Annotated in this window: 16 protein-coding genes; 8 read left to right on the forward strand and 8 right to left on the reverse strand. The window is 65.9% G+C overall.

Features of this window, described 5'->3' with window-relative positions:
• The first annotated feature begins 33 nt into the window (after positions 1-33).
• Positions 34-2,382, forward strand: a complete 2,349-nt coding sequence (locus tag DIE16_RS15945; protein WP_221625269.1) for a DUF1989 domain-containing protein — start codon at positions 34-36, stop codon at positions 2,380-2,382.
• A gap of 51 nt (positions 2,383-2,433) precedes the next feature.
• Here DIE16_RS15945 and DIE16_RS15950 read toward each other — a convergent pair whose 3' ends face one another.
• The gene (locus tag DIE16_RS15950) at positions 2,434-3,354 is read right to left on the reverse strand and encodes an SDR family oxidoreductase (RefSeq protein ID WP_221625270.1); all 921 of its coding nucleotides are present in this window, start codon (positions 3,352-3,354) and stop codon (positions 2,434-2,436) included.
• 348 nt (positions 3,355-3,702) lie between these two features.
• On the opposite strand from DIE16_RS15950, the gene DIE16_RS37110 reads away from it, so the two are divergent.
• Positions 3,703-4,008 carry a hypothetical protein gene (locus DIE16_RS37110; RefSeq protein WP_260434397.1) on the forward strand — a complete coding sequence of 102 codons (306 nt, stop codon included), beginning with the start codon at positions 3,703-3,705 and terminating at the stop codon, positions 4,006-4,008.
• A gap of 196 nt (positions 4,009-4,204) precedes the next feature.
• Here DIE16_RS37110 and DIE16_RS15960 read toward each other — a convergent pair whose 3' ends face one another.
• The 5 genes from DIE16_RS15960 to glnT form a co-directional block, all read right to left on the reverse strand.
• A complete protein-coding gene (locus tag DIE16_RS15960) occupies positions 4,205-5,602 on the reverse strand; it encodes an ammonium transporter (RefSeq protein ID WP_124892697.1) in 1,398 nt (465 codons plus the stop codon).
• Between the two features lie 189 nt (positions 5,603-5,791).
• Positions 5,792-7,153 (reverse strand): FMN-binding glutamate synthase family protein, encoded by a 1,362-nt coding sequence (locus DIE16_RS15965; protein WP_124892699.1) that lies wholly within the window; start codon positions 7,151-7,153, stop codon positions 5,792-5,794.
• A 25-nt stretch (positions 7,154-7,178) separates the two neighbouring features.
• Positions 7,179-7,868, reverse strand: coding sequence for a protein glxC (locus tag DIE16_RS15970; protein ID WP_124521265.1), 690 nt, complete (start codon positions 7,866-7,868; stop codon positions 7,179-7,181).
• A complete protein-coding gene (locus tag DIE16_RS15975; protein WP_124488096.1) occupies positions 7,856-8,764 on the reverse strand; it encodes a class II glutamine amidotransferase in 909 nt (302 codons plus the stop codon). Before DIE16_RS15975 ends, DIE16_RS15970 begins: the two co-directional genes overlap by 13 nt.
• Positions 8,765-8,776: 12 nt before the next feature.
• Positions 8,777-10,165 (reverse strand): type III glutamate--ammonia ligase, encoded by a 1,389-nt coding sequence (gene glnT, locus DIE16_RS15980; protein WP_185640876.1) that lies wholly within the window; start codon positions 10,163-10,165, stop codon positions 8,777-8,779.
• A 250-nt stretch (positions 10,166-10,415) separates the two neighbouring features.
• Between glnT and DIE16_RS15985 the strand changes: the two genes are divergently transcribed.
• The gene (locus DIE16_RS15985) at positions 10,416-11,018 is read left to right on the forward strand and encodes a helix-turn-helix domain-containing protein (protein ID WP_124488097.1); all 603 of its coding nucleotides are present in this window, start codon (positions 10,416-10,418) and stop codon (positions 11,016-11,018) included.
• Positions 11,019-11,230: 212 nt separating this feature from the next.
• Here the strand turns inward: DIE16_RS15985 and hutG are convergent, their stop codons facing one another.
• Both hutG and DIE16_RS15995 read right to left on the reverse strand, forming a co-directional pair.
• Entirely contained in the window at positions 11,231-12,040 is an 810-nt protein-coding gene (hutG, locus tag DIE16_RS15990) for an N-formylglutamate deformylase (protein ID WP_124892701.1), read from the reverse strand.
• A gap of 17 nt (positions 12,041-12,057) precedes the next feature.
• Complete coding sequence (locus DIE16_RS15995) at positions 12,058-13,023, reverse strand: LysR family transcriptional regulator (RefSeq protein WP_124488118.1); 966 nt, start codon at positions 13,021-13,023, stop codon at positions 12,058-12,060.
• A gap of 177 nt (positions 13,024-13,200) precedes the next feature.
• Here DIE16_RS15995 and DIE16_RS16000 point away from each other — a divergent pair, with 177 nt between their 5' ends.
• From DIE16_RS16000 to DIE16_RS16020, 5 genes are all read left to right on the forward strand, one after another.
• A complete protein-coding gene (locus DIE16_RS16000; protein ID WP_124892703.1) occupies positions 13,201-14,385 on the forward strand; it encodes an FAD-binding oxidoreductase in 1,185 nt (394 codons plus the stop codon).
• A 27-nt stretch (positions 14,386-14,412) separates the two neighbouring features.
• Complete coding sequence (locus DIE16_RS16005) at positions 14,413-15,192, forward strand: electron transfer flavoprotein subunit beta/FixA family protein (RefSeq protein ID WP_124892705.1); 780 nt, start codon at positions 14,413-14,415, stop codon at positions 15,190-15,192.
• Positions 15,189-16,133 carry an electron transfer flavoprotein subunit alpha/FixB family protein gene (locus DIE16_RS16010; RefSeq protein WP_124892707.1) on the forward strand — a complete coding sequence of 315 codons (945 nt, stop codon included), beginning with the start codon at positions 15,189-15,191 and terminating at the stop codon, positions 16,131-16,133. Before DIE16_RS16005 ends, DIE16_RS16010 begins: the two co-directional genes overlap by 4 nt.
• Positions 16,130-16,795: a HutD family protein gene (locus DIE16_RS16015; protein ID WP_124892709.1), complete on the forward strand. Its 666-nt coding sequence runs from the start codon at positions 16,130-16,132 to the stop codon at positions 16,793-16,795. Before DIE16_RS16010 ends, DIE16_RS16015 begins: the two co-directional genes overlap by 4 nt.
• A gap of 21 nt (positions 16,796-16,816) precedes the next feature.
• Positions 16,817-17,415 (forward strand): NAD(P)/FAD-dependent oxidoreductase (locus DIE16_RS16020; RefSeq protein ID WP_148095394.1); only part of this gene is annotated, 599 nt, incomplete at its 3' end.

The following is a 17,415-nucleotide window of genomic DNA, read 5'->3' on the forward strand; positions in this document are numbered from 1 at the left end:
GGCCGCGCCCGTCCACTCATTCAAGGAACGTCCATGCTCATTCGACCACCGACCGTGTCGCGGCCGCACGAACCTGCGTTGTCCGCGCATGCGGCCGGCCGCGAACGCCATCGTGTCGCCGGTGCGGGGCTCGCCGCCGTCAAGCTCGATGCGGGCGATACGCTGCAGGTGATCGACGTCGAAGGCCGGCAGCGCGCGGAGCTGCTCGCATTGCGCGTGCGCGACGGCGGCAGCGCGCTGGCCGCGCTCGCCCTGACGCCCGACGACAGCGCACGCTTCATCGCCGAATACCTGAACGGCGCTTCCGCAGCACAAGCGGATCTCGCCATCCTGCTCGAACGGCACGGGCTGACGGGCAAGCCGTTGCCCGACGGCGCCGTCCTCTGGTCCGGCGACACCCGCGCCGGCACCATGCGCACGTTCGTCGCGACGGAGCCGATCGTCGCGATCGTCGCGGCGCCCGGCGGACCCGTGCCCGTGGACCGGGCCGGCCAGCCGGCGACGGAGCTTCAGCTGTCCGTCGTGCGCGCGGGCGCGTCCGCCGCCACGCAGACGAGCGTGCCGCTCGCCGATCCGCTCGCGGATTTCGTGATCCGTCCGGGAACGGCCGTCGCGTACACGGTCGCGGCCGGCGAGTACCTGCAGATCGTCGACGTCGACGGCAGGCAATGCTCCGATTTCGTCGCATTCGATCTCGACGCGCTCGGTGGGCACCGGGAAGTCGGTCTCGATCCGACCGTCACCCGCACGCTGAACGGTCATGCGTATCCCATGCCCGGTCTGTACTCGCGGTTCTTCGATCAGCTCATGCAGCCGATGCTCGAAGTCGTGCACGATACCGTCGGCCGGCACGACACGTTCGCGCTCGCGTGCACCGCGCGCTATTACGACACGCAGGGTTACCCGGGCCATGCGAACTGCAGCGACAACATCAGTGCGGTGCTCGCCGAATACGGCATCGCCGCGCGTCCCGGCTGGCCGGCGATCAATTTCTTCTTCAACACCTCGATCGACGCGCACGGCCAGATGACGATCGACGAGCCGTGGTCGCGCCCGGGCGACTACGTGCTGCTGCGCGCGCTGAAGCCGCTGCTGTGCGTCAGCACGTCGTGCCCCGACGACATCGACCCCGCGAACGCGTGGCAACCGACCGACATCCGGATCCGAACCTATTCGAGCGAGGCGCGCTTCACCATGTCCACCGCCATCAGACCCACCCCCGACGCCCCGCCCGTGCTGACGCGCCAGTCGGGCTTCCACGCCCGCACGTCGGCGCTCACGCGCCACTTTGCCGACTACCGCGGCTGGCACCTGCCGGCGCGGTTCGACGGCTACGGCGCGATCGACGAATACTACGGCTGCCGCGAGCGCGCGGCGATCGTCGATCTGTCCGCGTTGCGCAAGTTCGACGTCACCGGCCCCGACGCCGAGGCCCTGTTGCAATACTGCCTGACGCGCGACGTGCGCAGGCTCGCGGTCGGACAGGTCGTCTACTCGGCGATGTGCCATCCGCACGGCGGAATGCTCGACGACGGCACCCTGATGCGGCTCGGCCCCGACACGTTCCGCTGGATCTGCGGCGACGATTTCGCGGGTGTCTGGCTGCGGGAGCAGGCGAACAGGCTCGGCATGAAGGCCTGGGTCAAGTCGTCGTCCGACCAGATCCACAATGTCGCGCTGCAAGGGCCGCGCAGCCGCGAGATCCTGCGCGCGCTGATCCGCACGCCCGCGACCCAGCCGTCGCTCGACAGCCTCGGCTGGTTCCGCTTCCTGATCGGCCGCCTCGGCGGCGACGACGGCTGCCCCGTCATCGTCAGCCGGACCGGCTACACCGGCGAGCTCGGCTATGAGGTCTGGTGCCATCCGCGCGACGCGCAAGCCGTATGGGACGCGATCTGGGCGGCGGGCCAGCCGCACGGACTCGTGCCGCTCGGTCTCGACGCGCTCGACCTGTTGCGGATCGAAGCCGGGCTCGTGTTTGCCGGCTACGAATTCACCGACGAAACCGATCCGTTCGAGGCCGGCATCGGCTTCAGCGTTCCGCTCGCGACGAAGACCGATGACTTCGTCGGGCGCGACGCGCTGCTTCGCCGCAGCGCGCATCCGCACCGCCGGCTCGTCGGGCTCGAACTCGCCGGCAACGAACCGGCCCGTCACGGCGATTGCGTGCACAACGGGCGGGCACAGGTCGGCGTCGTCACGAGCGGCATGCGCTCGCCGATCCTCGGCAGGAGCATCGCGCTCGCGCGAATCGACGTTCACCACACGGAGCCGGGCAACGTGCTCCACGTCGGCAAGCTCGACGGCCAGCAGAAGCGCATCGACGCGCGGGTGACCGCCCCGATCTTTTACGATCCGGAGAAGGCGCGCGTGCGCGGCTAGCGGATGCGATTGCCCCTTGCACACACCTGCAGGCAACCGAAGCGTTCGGGATCAGGTCATTCCGTGGGATGCGATGATTTCCTCGGTGCGGTCCCAGAGGCGCCGGGCGAGATCGGCGTCCCGGGCAAAGGCCGAGGATTCGGCAGGGCGGCAATCCGCGAAATAACGGCCGGTGACGCCGTTCAGCGCAGGATGCGCGGCCAGCAGGCACGTTGTCGCGGCGCCCTGCGGCACCGTTTTGCCGAACAGCATCGCAGCCGAGACGATCCAGTTGAACGGCCCGCGCATATGCCGATGCAGGCCCGTGGCGCCAATCAGTCCCGGATGGAGTGCGTTTGCAGTGATTCCGACATGACCCACTCTGCGTGAAAGCTCGTTCGCGAACAGGATGTTGGCGAGCTTCGCCTGGCCATAGAACGGAAAACCGCGATAGCCGTTGCTACCGTCGAGATTGTCGAAATCAATGCCTTTCCCGCCTGGAGCAAAGCGATGGGAATGACTGCCCACAATGACGATCCGGCCCGGGCGCGAGCGGTTGATTGAAGGCAGCAACCGCGTCACCAGCAGATGATGGGCGACATGGTTGACGAAGAACTGCTTTTCCACGCCGTTCACCGTCTCCAGCTTTGGCAGCGCCATTATCGCGGCATTGGTGACGACGGCATCGAGGGTGATGCCGCACGCGAGAATGCGGTCGGCGGCGCGGGCAACGGAAGCGAGATCGGTCAGTTCGGCTCCAACGGCCATGCCATCTGCGGCGTCGGCGATCGCCAGGGCGGCGCGCGCCTTGTCTTCATCCCTCGCGACGGCAATGATGCGGGCGCCGCGCATTGCCAAAACCCGCGTCGTTTCAAGACCGATACCAGAATTACAGCCCGTGATCAGGATCGTCCGGCCGGAGAGATCCAGGCCCTCGGTGACCTGCTCCGCGGTGCTGCGTCGCGAAAAGCGCAATGCGATTATCGGGTCCATCACCCTTCTCTCCCATCGTCAGGTTCATTACGACACCTGGCCGCGCCGACGCTGAAGCCACCGGGACCACCGGCAATGACGACTCGCTTGCCGACCAAATTCCCCATGGCGCGGTTTTCATAAATTCCCGTTACTTCATTATGTGATTTGCATTGCATTTAATCATTATCGAAATGCGCCAAATAACTCGCATTAGACGCCAATAGGGATACCCACGAAAATCCGGGCTACCAGCGACTTATTTTTTGAAAAAAAGAAAATGGCGCGATCGAAACGTTATACTTTGTTAAATCCCATTTGCACCAATCTTACCTAGCTAACGCCCACGGTGTTATGGATAAGTTTTCCATGAAGACATCTGAAATCATTCGCGACGTCGCAGCCGAGATAGAAGAAATTTTTCGCGAAAACGATCTCGCTGCTCCAAACCCTTCGGCCCTGGAACAACTCGAGCTTCTCCATGGTCGCATTCGCGCTCGCTGCGGCTACTGCGCCGACAGGGTAGGTCACATCAGGATGCTCGACCAGGACTTCTACAGCGTTCGCAGACATCAATTTCATCCCCAGGGTGCCGACGGCGTACTGTGTGATATCCGTACGAATCTCGAGGCGATTCGTTCATGGTCGAAGGTATGGGAGGAGCACGGCAAGTAACTTCCGCACTGGAGCGCCGGCAATCGAAGCGTTCGTCGGGCAGACAGATGAACGACGAATTGCCGCCGAATTCAGTCATCCGTCGATGCTCTCCCTTAATCGATCCCGCCGCCCCGTTTTACAACCGATGCAGTTCAACCGCCCCGGATAGGGGCGGCGAACCGGCGCACAATGCGCGCTTGCGGCTACGCGATCGTCACGAATGGTAAGCCGTCTCCCCGTGCGAACTGACGTCGAGACCCTCACGTTCGCGCTCACCGTCGACACGCAGACCGATCGTCATGTCGACCAGCTTGAATGCGGCAACCGACACGACCGCCGACCACACGAGCGAGGTCCCGACGCCCCAGCACTGCGCAATCAGTTGCTCGCCGATGTGGTAGTCGGCGACCTTGTTCCCCACGTAGTCGTAGATCCCGGTTCCGCCCAGCGACGGCGACGCGAATACCCCGGTGAGCAGCGCACCCGCGATGCCGCCGATGCAGTGGACGCCGAATACGTCGAGCGAATCGTCGACACCGAGAAGGCGCTTGAGCCCGTTGACGCCCCAATAGCAGACGATGCCCGCGATCAACCCCATCGCGATCGCGCCCATCGGCCCGACGAACCCACATGCCGGGGTGATCACGACCAGCCCCGCGATCGCGCCGGACACCGCGCCGAGCATGGACGGTTTCTTCTTCAGCGACCATTCGACGAACGTCCACGACACCGTCGCCGCACAGGTTGCCAAAAGCGTCGTGACGAATGCGAGCGTCGCCGCGCCGCTTGCCTCGAGCGCGGAGCCCACATTGAATCCGAACCAGCCGACCCACAGCAGCGACCCGCCGATCATCGTCAACGTCAGATTGTGCGGCGCCATCGTCTCCCTGCCGAACCCCGCCCGCTTGCCGATCATGATCGCGCCGACCAGCGCCGCGATGCCTGCATTGATATGCACCACGGTGCCGCCTGCGAAATCGATCGCGCCCTTCTGGAACAAGAAGCCGGCCGTCGCGCCGGCCTTGTCGGCCGCCGCGGCGCTCGTGTAAGCGTCCGGGCCCGCCCAGTACCAGACCATGTGCGCAATCGGCAGGTACGAGAAGGTGAACCACAGCACCATGAACGCCAGCACCGCGGAGAATTTCGCGCGTTCGGCGATGCCCCCCACGATCAGCGCGGGCGTGATCGCGGCGAACGTCAGCTGGAACGACACGTAGATGAACTCCGGAATGACGACGCCCTTGCTGAAGGTCGCGGCGGTCGAATCCGGCGTGATGCCGACCAGGAACGCCTTCGAGAGCCCGCCGAAGAACGCGTTGCCTTCGGTGAACGCGATGCTGTAACCGTATACCGCCCACAGAACGCCGAGCAGGCAGAACACCACGAGCGTCTGCATCAGGATCGACAGCATGTTCTTCGCCCGCACCATTCCGCCGTAGAAAAGGCCGAGCCCGGGTGCCGCCATCATCACGACGAGCAGCGTCGCGACGATCATCCACGCGGTGTCGCCCTTGTTCGGCACCGGCACCGCCGCCACCTTGTCGTCCGCGAACACGGGTAGCGCCAGCAATGCGAGCCACGCGCACAGAATCCAGCCAATCGTCTTTTTCATGTCGTTTCCTCGAAGCAAGGCATGCACCGCCCCGCGATGCACGCGATAACCGATGACGAACCAGCAAAATCGGGAATGACCGCGACACCGCACGGAGGCACCGAGCGGGTCGCGGCGTCTGAAGCGACCGACGACATGACGCCGCCCGCTACTGCGCGGCGCCATGTCGCGCGCACCGTCACACCGTGGTCATGACCGCTCGCCCGGAATCCACGACGTGCCGGCCAGCGGCACGCGCGCCATCGCGGCCGCCTCGACCGTCAGCGCGACGAGATCTTCCGGCTCCAGGTGATGAACGTTCTGCTTGCCGCAGGCGCGCGCGATGGTGGTCAGCTCCATGTTCAGCGTCTTCAGGTAATTGCGCACACGACGCACCCCCTCTTCCGGTTCGAGACGCTTCTCGAGCACCGCGTCCTGCGTCGTCACGCCCACCGGACACTTGCCGGTATGACAGTGGTGGCAGAAACCCGGCGACGTATGCAGCGCCGCGTAATCTGCCGCAGCCGAATGCAGCATGCCGTCCTGGAAGTACGATTCGCTGTTGCAGCCGAGCGCCATCAGCACCCCCTGGCCGATCGCGACGGCATCCGCGCCGAGCGCGAGCGCCTTGGCGACGTCCGCACCGGTGCGAATGCCGCCCGACACGATCAGTTGAACCTGCCCCTTCATGTTCAGGTCCTCGAGCGCGGCGACGGCCTGACGGACCGCCGCCAGCGTCGGAATGCCCACGTTCTCGATGAAGCAGGTCTGGGTTGCCGCCGTGCCGCCCTGCATCCCGTCGACCACGACGACATCCGCGCCCGCATGCACCGCGAGCTTCACGTCGTTGAACGTGCGCGTTGCCCCGACCTTCACGTAGATCGGCTTTTCCCAGTCGGTGATCTCGCGCAGTTCCTGGATCTTGATCGCGAGATCGTCCGGGCCGGTCCAGTCCGGATGGCGGCTCGCCGAGCGCTGGTCGACGCCCGCCGGGAGCGTGCGCATCGACGCCACGCGCGGATTGACCTTCTGTCCGAGCAGCATGCCGCCGCCGCCCGGCTTCGCACCCTGCCCGATCACGACCTCGATCGCATCGGCGCGGCGCACGTCGTCGGGATTGAAGCCGTAGCGCGACGGCAGGCACTGGTAGACGAGCGTCTTCGACGAACGGCGCTCCTCCTGCGTCATCCCGCCGTCGCCGGTCGTCGTCGACGTGCCGGCCGCCGTCGCCGCGCGGCCGAGCGCTTCCTTGACGTTCGCCGACAGCGCGCCGAAGCTCATCCCGGCCACCGTGATCGGGATGTCGAGCACGATGGGCTTCTTCGCGAAGCGCGTGCCGAGCACGGTCTGCGTCGTGCACTTCTCGCGATATCCTTCGAGCGGGTAACGCGAAAGCGAAGCACCGAGGAACAGCAGATCGTCGAAGTGCGGTACGTGACGCTTCGCCCCGAGGCCGCGAATCTCGTACAGGCCGCGTTGGGCGGCCGTGTGGATGTAGTCGATCGTCTTGCGGTCGTAGCCGTACGACTCTTCCTGCTGCAAGCGGGCGAAATGAATGGGTTTGACTTCCATGGCGTTGCCTCGATGGAGCGTGGATTCAATATTCCTGGTTCGCGTCGGCGTTCCAGTGGTAGAGCGTGCGGGCCGAAGCGATGCGCCTGAACGCGCGCGGATCGTGGTCGAGCCCGGCCGCATCGAGCAGCGCCGCGACGGCACTGAAGTCCGCGTCGGCCATCGGCTCGAACTGCGCGTCCGCGCCGAGCGACTTCACTTCACCCTTCACGTAGAGCACTGCTTCGTAGAGCGAATCACCGAGTGCGTCGCCCGCGTCACCGCAGATCACCATCCGGCCCGCCTGGGCCATGAATGCGGAGAAGCTGCCGACCGACCCGCCGACGACGATGTCGCCGCCTTTCAGCGAGATGCCGCAACGCAACCCGGCATCGCCATCGATCACGAGCAGCCCGCCGTGCGCGGAGGCACCCGCGCCGTTCGACGCGAAACCCTTCACGTGCACCTTGCCGCTCATCATGTTTTCCGCGACGCCGGTCCCGGCGCTGCCCTCGATGACGATCGTCGCGCGCTGGTTCATGCCGCCGGCGTAATAGCCGGCGTGGCCATCGATCGTCACGGTCACGTCGGCGTCCACGCCGACCGCGATGTTGTGCGCACCGTTCGGCGAGGCCACGACGATCGCCTGCCCGTCGAGCACGTCAGCGCTGCCGTGCAGGTACTGGTTGACGTCCCTGACGGTTGCGTGCTCAAGGTCGAATGTCATGCGTTCCATACGTACATCTCCTCGGGTGCGGGTTCGAATACCTTGGCGTTCCTGATGTCCGGCAGATGCGCGAGCGAGCGAAATTCCGACGCGATCGCGACATAGTCGTCGTTCTCGGCGACGACGGCCGGCTTGCATGCGAACGGGTCGCGAATCAGCGCCAGCTCGGTGGGCGTCCCCATCAGGAACGTGTAGAAGCCATCGAGCTCCTCGAAGCCCTTCTGCAGTGCGACCGGCAGCGTGTCGCCCTCGCGCAGTCGCCATTCGAGGAAGCGGCACGCCGCCTCCGTGTCGTTGTCGGTATCGAAGTGAATGCCCTTCGGCTCCAGCTTCCGGCGCACGCCGTAAGGGTTCGACAGCGAGCCGTTGTGGACCAGGCAGAAGTCCTCGCCGGCCGTAAACGGATGTGCGCGATCCGGCGTCACCGCGGACTCGGTCGCCATCCGCGTATGGCCGACCAGGTGAGAGCCCTTGAGGCCGCCGAACGCGTAACGCGCGGCGATCTCCGCGGGCAGGCCGATGTCCTTGTACAGGTCGATCGAGCGCCCGGCCGACAGCAGGTACACGCGCGGGTAATGCTCGTTCAGCCAGTGCCTGACCGTGTCGGCCTGCGCGTGGACGGTCAGCACCGCGTGGTTTCCCTTCGCATCGACACGCGCCGCGGCGTCGACGGACGCCTTCAGCCGATCGAGCAGCACGTCCCACGGAAAATGCTCGCCTTCATCCGTAAAGCCCGAGTACAGGCTCAGCTTGCGCTGGTCCGGCTCGACCGCGTCGCCGAACACCGCGAGACCGGCCGAATCCGGGCCACGTTCGGTCATGCCGATCAGCATCGGCACCATCAGCTCGCCGAGCCGGTCGCGCAACGCCGGCGTCTTGACCAGCAATCCTACGATTCCACACATGTTGCCTGCTCCTCAGAAAAATTCGACGTACTGCTTGATTTCCCAGTCCGATACGTGGCGCATGTATTCCAGCCACTCCATTCGCTTGAGCTTGATGAACTCGTCGACCACCGGCCCGAGCGCATCGCAGATCGTCCGGTCGGCCTCGAGCGCGTCGAGCGCCTCGCCAAGGTTTTGCGGCAGCACGCCGATGCCGTGGTCGCGAAGTTTCTGCGCAGGCCACTCGTACAGGTTCTCGTTCGCCGGCGCACCCGGCGACAGGTCGCGGTCGATGCCGTCGAGCCCGGCGGCGATCACGGCCGCCGTCGCGAGATACGGGTTGCATGCGCCGTCCGGCAGACGCAGTTCGATCCGGCCGCCTGGCATCCGCACCATGGTCGAGCGATTGTTGTCGCCGTAGCTGATGTAGGCCGGCGCCCAGGTCGCGCCGGTCAGCGAGCGCCCGACGACGAGGCGCTTGTACGAGTTCACCGTCGGGTTGCAGAGCGCCGCCAGCGCGGACGCATGCGCGAGCAGGCCCGCCGTGAACCGGTAGCCGAGTGCCGACAGGCCCATGCCGAGCGTGTCGTCGGCGTCGGCGAACAGGTTGCGCTTGCCGTCGCCGATCGACATGTGCATGTGCATGCCGTTGCCCGGGCGGTTCGCGAAGGGTTTCGGCATGAACGAACAGATCATCCCGAGCTCGTTCGCGATTTCCGACGCGGCCATCTTGAAGAACACGTAGTGATCGCACGACGTCAGGCAGTCGGTATACGTGTAGTTGATCTCGAACTGCCCGTTCGCGTCCTCGTGGTCGATCTGGTAGACATCGATGCCGACCGCGCGCAGCGATTCGGTGAGCTTTTCCAGGAACACGCGCGTGCGGGACAGCCCCTTGTAGTCGTAGCAGGGCTTCGCCAGCGTATCGCTCGGATCGCAAGGCTCGAGCGTGCCCGACGCGGAGCGCTTCAGCAGCGAAAATTCGGGCTCGAGGCCGGTAAAGAGCGTCCATCCGCGCTCGGTCAGGCGGGCAACCTGCTTCTTCAGCGTCACGCGTGAATCGAACGCCCACGGTGCGCCGTCGACGTGACCGTCGCACGCGATGCGCGCGAGCCCGGACTGCCACGGCACCGGCGTCAGCGTCGCGAGATCGCCGACCGCCATGTAGTCCGGCCCGTTCGGCTCGATGCCGACACCCCAGATCGCAAAGCCCGCGAAACCCGCGCCCGCGGTCAGCACGCTGCCCAGATGCGCGACCGGCACCGATTTCGCCTTGGCCACGCCGTGAATGTCGACGAATTGCGCGAGCACATACTTCACACCGTGTTGCGCAAGGTATGTCTGCGCTTCGTCCACCGAATCGAAGCGCGGTACGCTTCCGAGTGCGTTGACTGGCAACGGGCTCGCATCGTTCAGGTTCATCGTCTCTCCTTGCAACTGCTGCGTTCACTGGTTTGTGGAATCCGCCCGGCTGGCGAGCGGCCCAATTGCGCGACATGAGGCAAGCACCGCGTCCGGTACGCTGCGATCACGCCTTCTGCATGCGAAGGGATTTATTGTTGTGAAACAATAATTCTCCATATGAAACTTGCGGTGCGCACGCCGGCGGTCCCGACCGTGCCGGCGCGCGTACCACAATCTGCTACCCTTGCCCCTTTTGCCGAGGTCGACGATGCATACCGCTGACGACAGCAAGACCCCGCTCGAACGCTATCTCGGGTCGACCATCCGCGAGCTTCGCCAGAGCCACGGCCTGACCATCGCCCAGGTCGCCGAACAGGCCGGCATCAGCCGCGGCATGCTGTCGAAGATCGAAAACGCACAGACCTCGACCGGTCTCGACGTACTCCACCGCATTGCCCAGGCGCTCGGCGTCTCCATGGCCGTGCTGTTCCGCAACTTCGACGTCCCGCAGGGCGGCGCCCAGCTCGTGAAGAAGGGCGCTGGCATGGAAGTCGTCCGGAAAGGCACGAAAAGCGGCCACACCTACCATCTGCTCGCCTACGACCAGGGTCCGCGTAAAACCTTCGAGCCGTTCCTGATCACGATGGAGGACCAGGCGGAACGCTTTCCCGTCTTCGAGCATCCCGGCACCGAGTTCATCCACATGCTCAAGGGCGTGATCGAATACCGGCACGGTCAGCAGACCTACATCCTGCATCCGGGCGACACCCTGACGTTCCGCGCCGACGTACCGCACGGCCCGGAACGCCTGATCAAGACCCCGATCCAGTTCCTGTCGATCTTCGTCTACGGCCCCCCTGCCGACGAATGACCCTCCCGTCGCGAGAGATAACGCAAGCCTCGTGCCAGGTTTATCTACAGGAATCAAAGATTCCCGTGAATAAACACTTCGGGCGAGATGACACCCGTGCGTCAGCGGGTGAGAACCCGCTCCCTGCGTGCTGCGGGTGCAGCGCCACGCCAACTTCGGTGCAACGTCGCACTGATACGGGAACCCTGATTACGAAGATGTATCAGCGTTCCTTATGCTGCGAGCCGCGGCAGTGCCGCCAGCGCATCCAGCGCCGCCCGGATCATCCGGCGCACGGTCGGCTGCACGCGGGCCGCGCGTTCGGTGTCGTAGGCGAACGGGAAAGCTTCGTCCATGTAGGTCCACTGGCACATCTCCAGCTGGATCGCGTGCACGCCGTGTGACGGCCGGCCGGACGAGCGGGTGATGAAGCCGCCCTTGAAGCGACCGTTGGCGACCCACGTGAACGGGCTTGCGGCAGCCTCGCGCTCGACCGCGGCCTGCACGGACGGCGCGACGGTCCTGCCGTCCTGCGTGCCGATGTTCAGGTCGGGCAGCTTGCCGTCGAACAGCCGCGGCAGCAGGCTCGCGATCGAGTGCGCTTCCCAAAGCAGCACGTGCCCGTGACGCTCGCGCAGCCGCGCCAGCTCGGCCGCCAGCGCCATGTGGTACGGCTGCCAGTATGCGTCGACCCGGCGACCTTTCTCCGCCGCATCCGGTTCGCATCCTTCGCGATAGACGGGCTCGCCCCGAAACGTTTCGGTCGGACACAAGCCCGTCGTCGTCTGGCCGGGGTACAGGCTCTCGTCGTCCGACGGACGATTGAGGTCGATCACGTAACGCGAAACCGTCGCACCGAGCATCGTCGCGCCGAGAGTGGTCGCGAACGCGTACAGTCGGTCGAGGTGCCAGTCGGTATCGGCGAGTGTCAGCGCGCGGTCGGTGTACGCGTCGCGCAACGGCGCGGGTATCGCCGTTCCCAGGTGCGGAATCGAAATCAGCAGCGGCGCATCGCCGCGTTGCAGCGTGTATAGGTCACTCATCGAGCACTCCGTACGAATCAAAGCAATGCATCTTCGGGTAACTGCGGCACGGCGCGCGCGAGCGCCGGCCGGATCGAATGGTCGAGCACGCCGCGCGTCAGCTCGATGATCTCCGTGACGAAGTCCTCCCACTCGCCCTGTCGGTGCAGGAGAAAGAAATCGCGCCGGCCGAGCCGGCCACCCGGCAGCGGCACGACCACGACGTCGCCGAGGTAATGGCGCGCCTGCCACAGGCACAGCGGCGTCGAGATCGCGAAGCCGAGCCGGGCGGCAACCAGGCTCAGCAGCGGATCCGTCGCGTCGAATTCGAAGCGCCTCGGGCTATCAATGCCGAGATGGCGCGCGAACCGCTCGACCTGCTGGCCGATCACGGAACGTGCGGTGTAACGGATCAACGGCAGTTCGGCGGCCAGCGTTCGCCAGTCGGCCTGCTGGCGCCCGGCCAGATGCGCGCGCGCGACGACCGCGACGAATGCTTCGGAGAACAACGGGACTTCGACGATACGCGCGTCGCTGAGCGTGGTCTGCGTACATACGGCGACGTCGATCTCCCGGTCATGCAATTGCTTGCTCAAACCCGGCGTGATCCCGGACCACATCGAAATCTGTCGCGAAGTGCCCGACACCGCGCGAATCAGTTCCGGGCCGACCGTCGCCGCGAACGAGTCGACGCAGCCGAGCCGCACGGGCACCCGCCCCGCGTCCGACGCATCGCCGACGCGCGTGCTGACCATCTGCGCATGCTCGAGCAGCGGGCCGGCCAGTTCCAGCAATGCCCGGCCGGCGAGATTGGGGCGCGGCGGGCGGCTGTCCCGATCGAACAGCACCGTCCCCTGTTCGCGCTCGAGGGCGGAAATCGCCTGGCTGATCGCGCTCTGGCTGACCCCGATCCGCCTGGCCGCGGCGGTCATCGAACCGGTCTCGCACACGGCGACGAAGGCCTGCAGGGCACGCAGGTCGATAGGCGATAGGGTGCGTCGCATAGAGGCTCCAGTGGCGGCGGCGTCCATTCCGGCAATACGGAACGCATGGTGCGCCGATTCGGCCTGCCCGGACGCAGGATGAGCACTTCCGGGCACGTTGCATAAGTTTGCCTAATACAAAATTCGGCGGCACCGCGGCTCCCTAGAATCGGCACGTCGTCCATCCAGAGGGAAGCCATGAGCCACTTCGACTTCATCGTGATCGGTGCCGGCGTGATCGGCACGTCGGTCGCGCATCATCTTGCGTCGCTCGGCGCACGCAACGTGCTCGTCATTGAACGGGGCATGATCGGCGCCGGCACCACGTCGCAATCGTCCGGCCTGCTGCGCACGCATTATTCGGTCCGTCAGAACGTCGAGTTGGCGCGCTCGTCGTGGTCGGCCTTCAACAACTTCGCCGAATACGTCGGCGACGACGAGGCGTCGTGCGGGCTCGTCAAGTGCGGCTACATGATCTGTGCGCCGGAGGGGGCGAAGCTCGAGCCGCTGCGCGCCTCGCTCGACGCGCAACGCGCGATGGACATCGAGGTGCAGTTGCTCGATCGGGACGACGCACGTGCCCGCCTGCCGATCGCACGGTTCGACGACGCGGCGCTGATCGGCTTCGAGCCGGAAGCGGGCTTCGCCGACGCCTATCTCGTCGCGACTAGCTTCGCGAAATCGGCACGCCGGCGCGGCGTGAAGATTCTCGAAGGCACGACCGTGACGGGGGTCGTGCGTGACGGCCGCCGCATCGTCGGCGTCGACACGAGTGCCGGCCGCTTCATGTGCGGCACGCTGATCAGTACGCAGAACATCTGGACCCCGGAACTGTCCGGCTGGATCGATGTCCCGCTACCTGTGAAACCGGAACGGCACACCGTGCTGGCGCTCGAGTGCGACGCACGATATTCGTTCCAGATGCCGGCGTTCAAGGACCTGGGCTCGCCCGGCATGCTCTATTACCGCAGCTATGGCGGCAGCCAGATGCTGGTCTCCGAGGGCGTCGTCGGCGAGACGCTGAATGCGCCGGAAACCGAACAGGGCGACATTTCGCTGGATTACGTCGCCGAAGTCGGTGCGCAGGTCGCCGAACGCTTTCCCGCCTACGAGACAGCCGGGCTCGCGTCGTCGTGGACCGGCGTCTACGACGTGACCCCCGACTGGAACCCGGTGCTTGGCAACATCGGCGACATCGACGGACTCGTGGTTGGCTTCGGTTTCTCGGGCCACGGCTTCAAGCTGTCGCCCGGCATCGGCAAACTGCTCGCACAGCATGCGCTCGGACAGGCGACCGACGTGTCGCTCGCCCCTTACTCGCTCGAACGCTTTGCGACCGGCGCCTTGCTTACCGGCAAGTATGGCCTCGGCGCCGTGTCCTGATCTTCATCCTTTCGACGAGACATTCCCATGCCCCTGAAGATACTGGTGCCCGTCAAGCGCGTCGTCGATCCGAACGTGCGCGTGCGGGTCGGTTCAACCGGCTCGATCGAGACGACCGGCCTCAAGATGTCCATCAACCCGTTCGACGAATGCGCACTCGAGATGGCGCTGCGCCTGCGCGAGGCAGGCCATGCCGCCCAGGTGAGCGTGGTCACGTGCGGCGCGGCCGCTTGCCAGGACGTGCTGCGCACCGGCCTGGCCATGGGTGCCGACGACGCGATCCTGATCGACACCGGCGACGTCGCCGCGTCGCTCGACTCGCTGGGCGTCGCACGGTTGCTCCACGCATACCTCGGCACGTCGCCTTACGACCTCGTGCTTTGCGGCAAGCAGGCGATCGACGACGACACCGGCGGCGTCGCGCCCATGCTCGCCGGCCTGCTCGGCTGGCCGCAAGGTCTCGACGCGACCGCTCTCGCACCCGAGGGCGACGGCTGGCGCGTCACATGCGGCGACGACAGCGGCACCGCAACCTGGCGGCTGACCGGACGCGCCGTCGTGAGCGCCGACCTGCGCCTGGCCGAACCGCGACGCGTGACGCTGCCGAGCATCGTCAAGGCCAAGCAGAAGCCGCTCGCAATCGTTCCCGCCACGCGATTCGCAGTCGACCTCGCACCGTCGTCGCGCGCAGTGCAACTCGACGAGCCCACCGTACAGCGCTCGGGTCACCGCGTTGCCGACATCGACGCACTGATCGCCGCGCTCGCGGCACACAACGTCTTTGCCCATACAGGAGTCTGCGCATGAGAACGCTCGTTGTTGCCGAAGCCGCGGCCGACCATACGCTGCCGGATACGGTCCGGCGCGTCGTGACTGCCGCAACGGCATGCCGGCATCCTGTCGACGTGCTTGTGCTCGATCCCGCGGCGGCCGCGCAAGCCGCGCTGATCGACGGCGTCGACCGTGTACTCCGGCCCGATCTGCCCGGCACGGCCGGCGCCGTCACGCCGGAAAGCCTCGCCGTGCTGCTTGCCGGACTGGCGCCACGCTACACGCTGATCGCGGCCGCCCATCGCACGCTGGGCCGGAACGCGTTGCCGCGGGCCGCGGCCCTCGCCGGCGCGGCGTTCGTCGCGGACGTGACCGGCATCACGGACGACGGACGCTTCGTGCGCGGCCTGTATGCGGGAAGCATCGTCGCGACCGTCGAAAGCGCGCGCGAGACCAGCTTTGCGACCGTGCGCGCATCGTCGTTCGCGGCGGCAGGCGCGCGAGCGGAACCGGCACCGATCGATTCCGTGGATGCGCCGCCCGCATTCGCCGCGACAACGCTCATCGAACGCAACAGCACTCAGACAGCCGGCATCGATCTCGCGAATGCGCCGATCGTCGTGTCCGGCGGGCGTGGGCTCGCGTCCAGCGAGAACATGGCGCGGCTCGGCACGCTCGCGTCGCGTGTCGGCGCAGCCCTCGGCGCATCACGTGCCGCGGTCGATGCCGGCTACGCACCGAACGCGATCCAGGTCGGGCAAACCGGCAAGACCGTCGCCCCCGACGCCTATCTCGCGTTCGGGATCTCGGGCGCCGTTCAGCACCTGGCCGGCATGAAGGATTCGAAGTTGATCGTCGCCGTCAACAAGGATCCGGATGCGCCCATCTTCTCGTTTGCGGACGTGGGCTTCGTGGGGGACCTGTTCGACGTGATGGCTGCACTCGAACGTCACGTCGACGCCGGGGGTGGCGCATGACGCACCCGGATTCCGGGCAGGGCGGCGTCCCGCGCGTACCTGCACCGCGTTCCTCCAGCGGGAGTGCATCGTCGGCATCGCACTACCCGTCCGTCAGGTTTGTCGATTGCGCGCAAGTCGAGCCTGAAGCCTGGGCGAACGGCGCCGGCGTCACGCGAACGATCGCCAACCGCATCGACGCCGACGGCAACGTAGACTGGCGTATCAGTCTCGCGACGCTCGACGGACCGGCCCGCTTCTCGCAGTTTCCGGGCGTCGACCGGATACTCGTGCCGGTCGACAACGCGAGCGTCGAACTGCGCGCGCAGGACGGGCATCTCGTCGCGCACCCGATCGTGCCAGCATGCTTTCCCGGCGATTTGCCGGTGTGGACGACTGACATCGTACGGCCTACGCACGTCCTCAACGTGATGACGCGCCGCGCGGCCTGCCGGGCCACCGTGAGCGTGGCGACGCATTCACGCCGCGTGACGCCGGCGCCGACGCATCTGCTGATTTGCGCGGCCGGCCAATGGCGCTTCAGCAGCGCGTCGCTCAGTACCCAGACCCTGCTGCCGATGCATGGCCTGTGGCTCGACGGCCGCAGCGAAGAAATCGATCTGCAGTCCGACGCACTTGACTCCCGCCTGATCTCGATCGCGATCGAGTCGGTCGAACGCTAATCCCTGCCTTCTTGTACGTTCATGTCCCACGTTTCTCTTATTGAACAATACGGCCCGCGCGAATCGATGGAATACGACGTCGTGATCGTCGGCGGCGGCCCGGCCGGGCTGTCGGCCGCGATCCGGCTCAAGCAGCTGGCCGCCGAGAAAGGCACCGAGATCGGCGTGTGCGTGCTCGAGAAGGGTTCCGAGATCGGCGCGCACATCCTGTCGGGCGCGGTGATGGACCCGCGCGCGATCACCGAACTGTTTCCCGACTGGAAGGAACAGGGTGCGCCCTTGAACGTCGAGGTGACGGAAGACCGCTTCCTGTTCCTGTCGGAAAAGAGCGCGGTCACGACGCCCAACTGGGCGCTGCCCGCCAACTTCCAGAACCACGGCAACTACGTGATCTCACTCGGCAACGTCACGCGCTGGCTCGGCCAGCAGGCGGAAGCCCTGGGCGTCGAGATCTTCCCGGGCTTTCCGGCCGCGGAGATTCTCTACAACGACGACGGTTCCGTGAAAGGCGTCGCCACCGGCAACATGGGCGTAGGCAAGGACGGCGAGCCGACCGAGAACTTCCAGCTCGGCATGGAACTGCACGCGAAGTACACGCTGTTCGCCGAAGGCTGCCGCGG

Source organism: Burkholderia sp. Bp9090, assembly GCF_003857985.1.
Classification (GTDB): Bacteria; Pseudomonadota; Gammaproteobacteria; order Burkholderiales; family Burkholderiaceae; genus Burkholderia.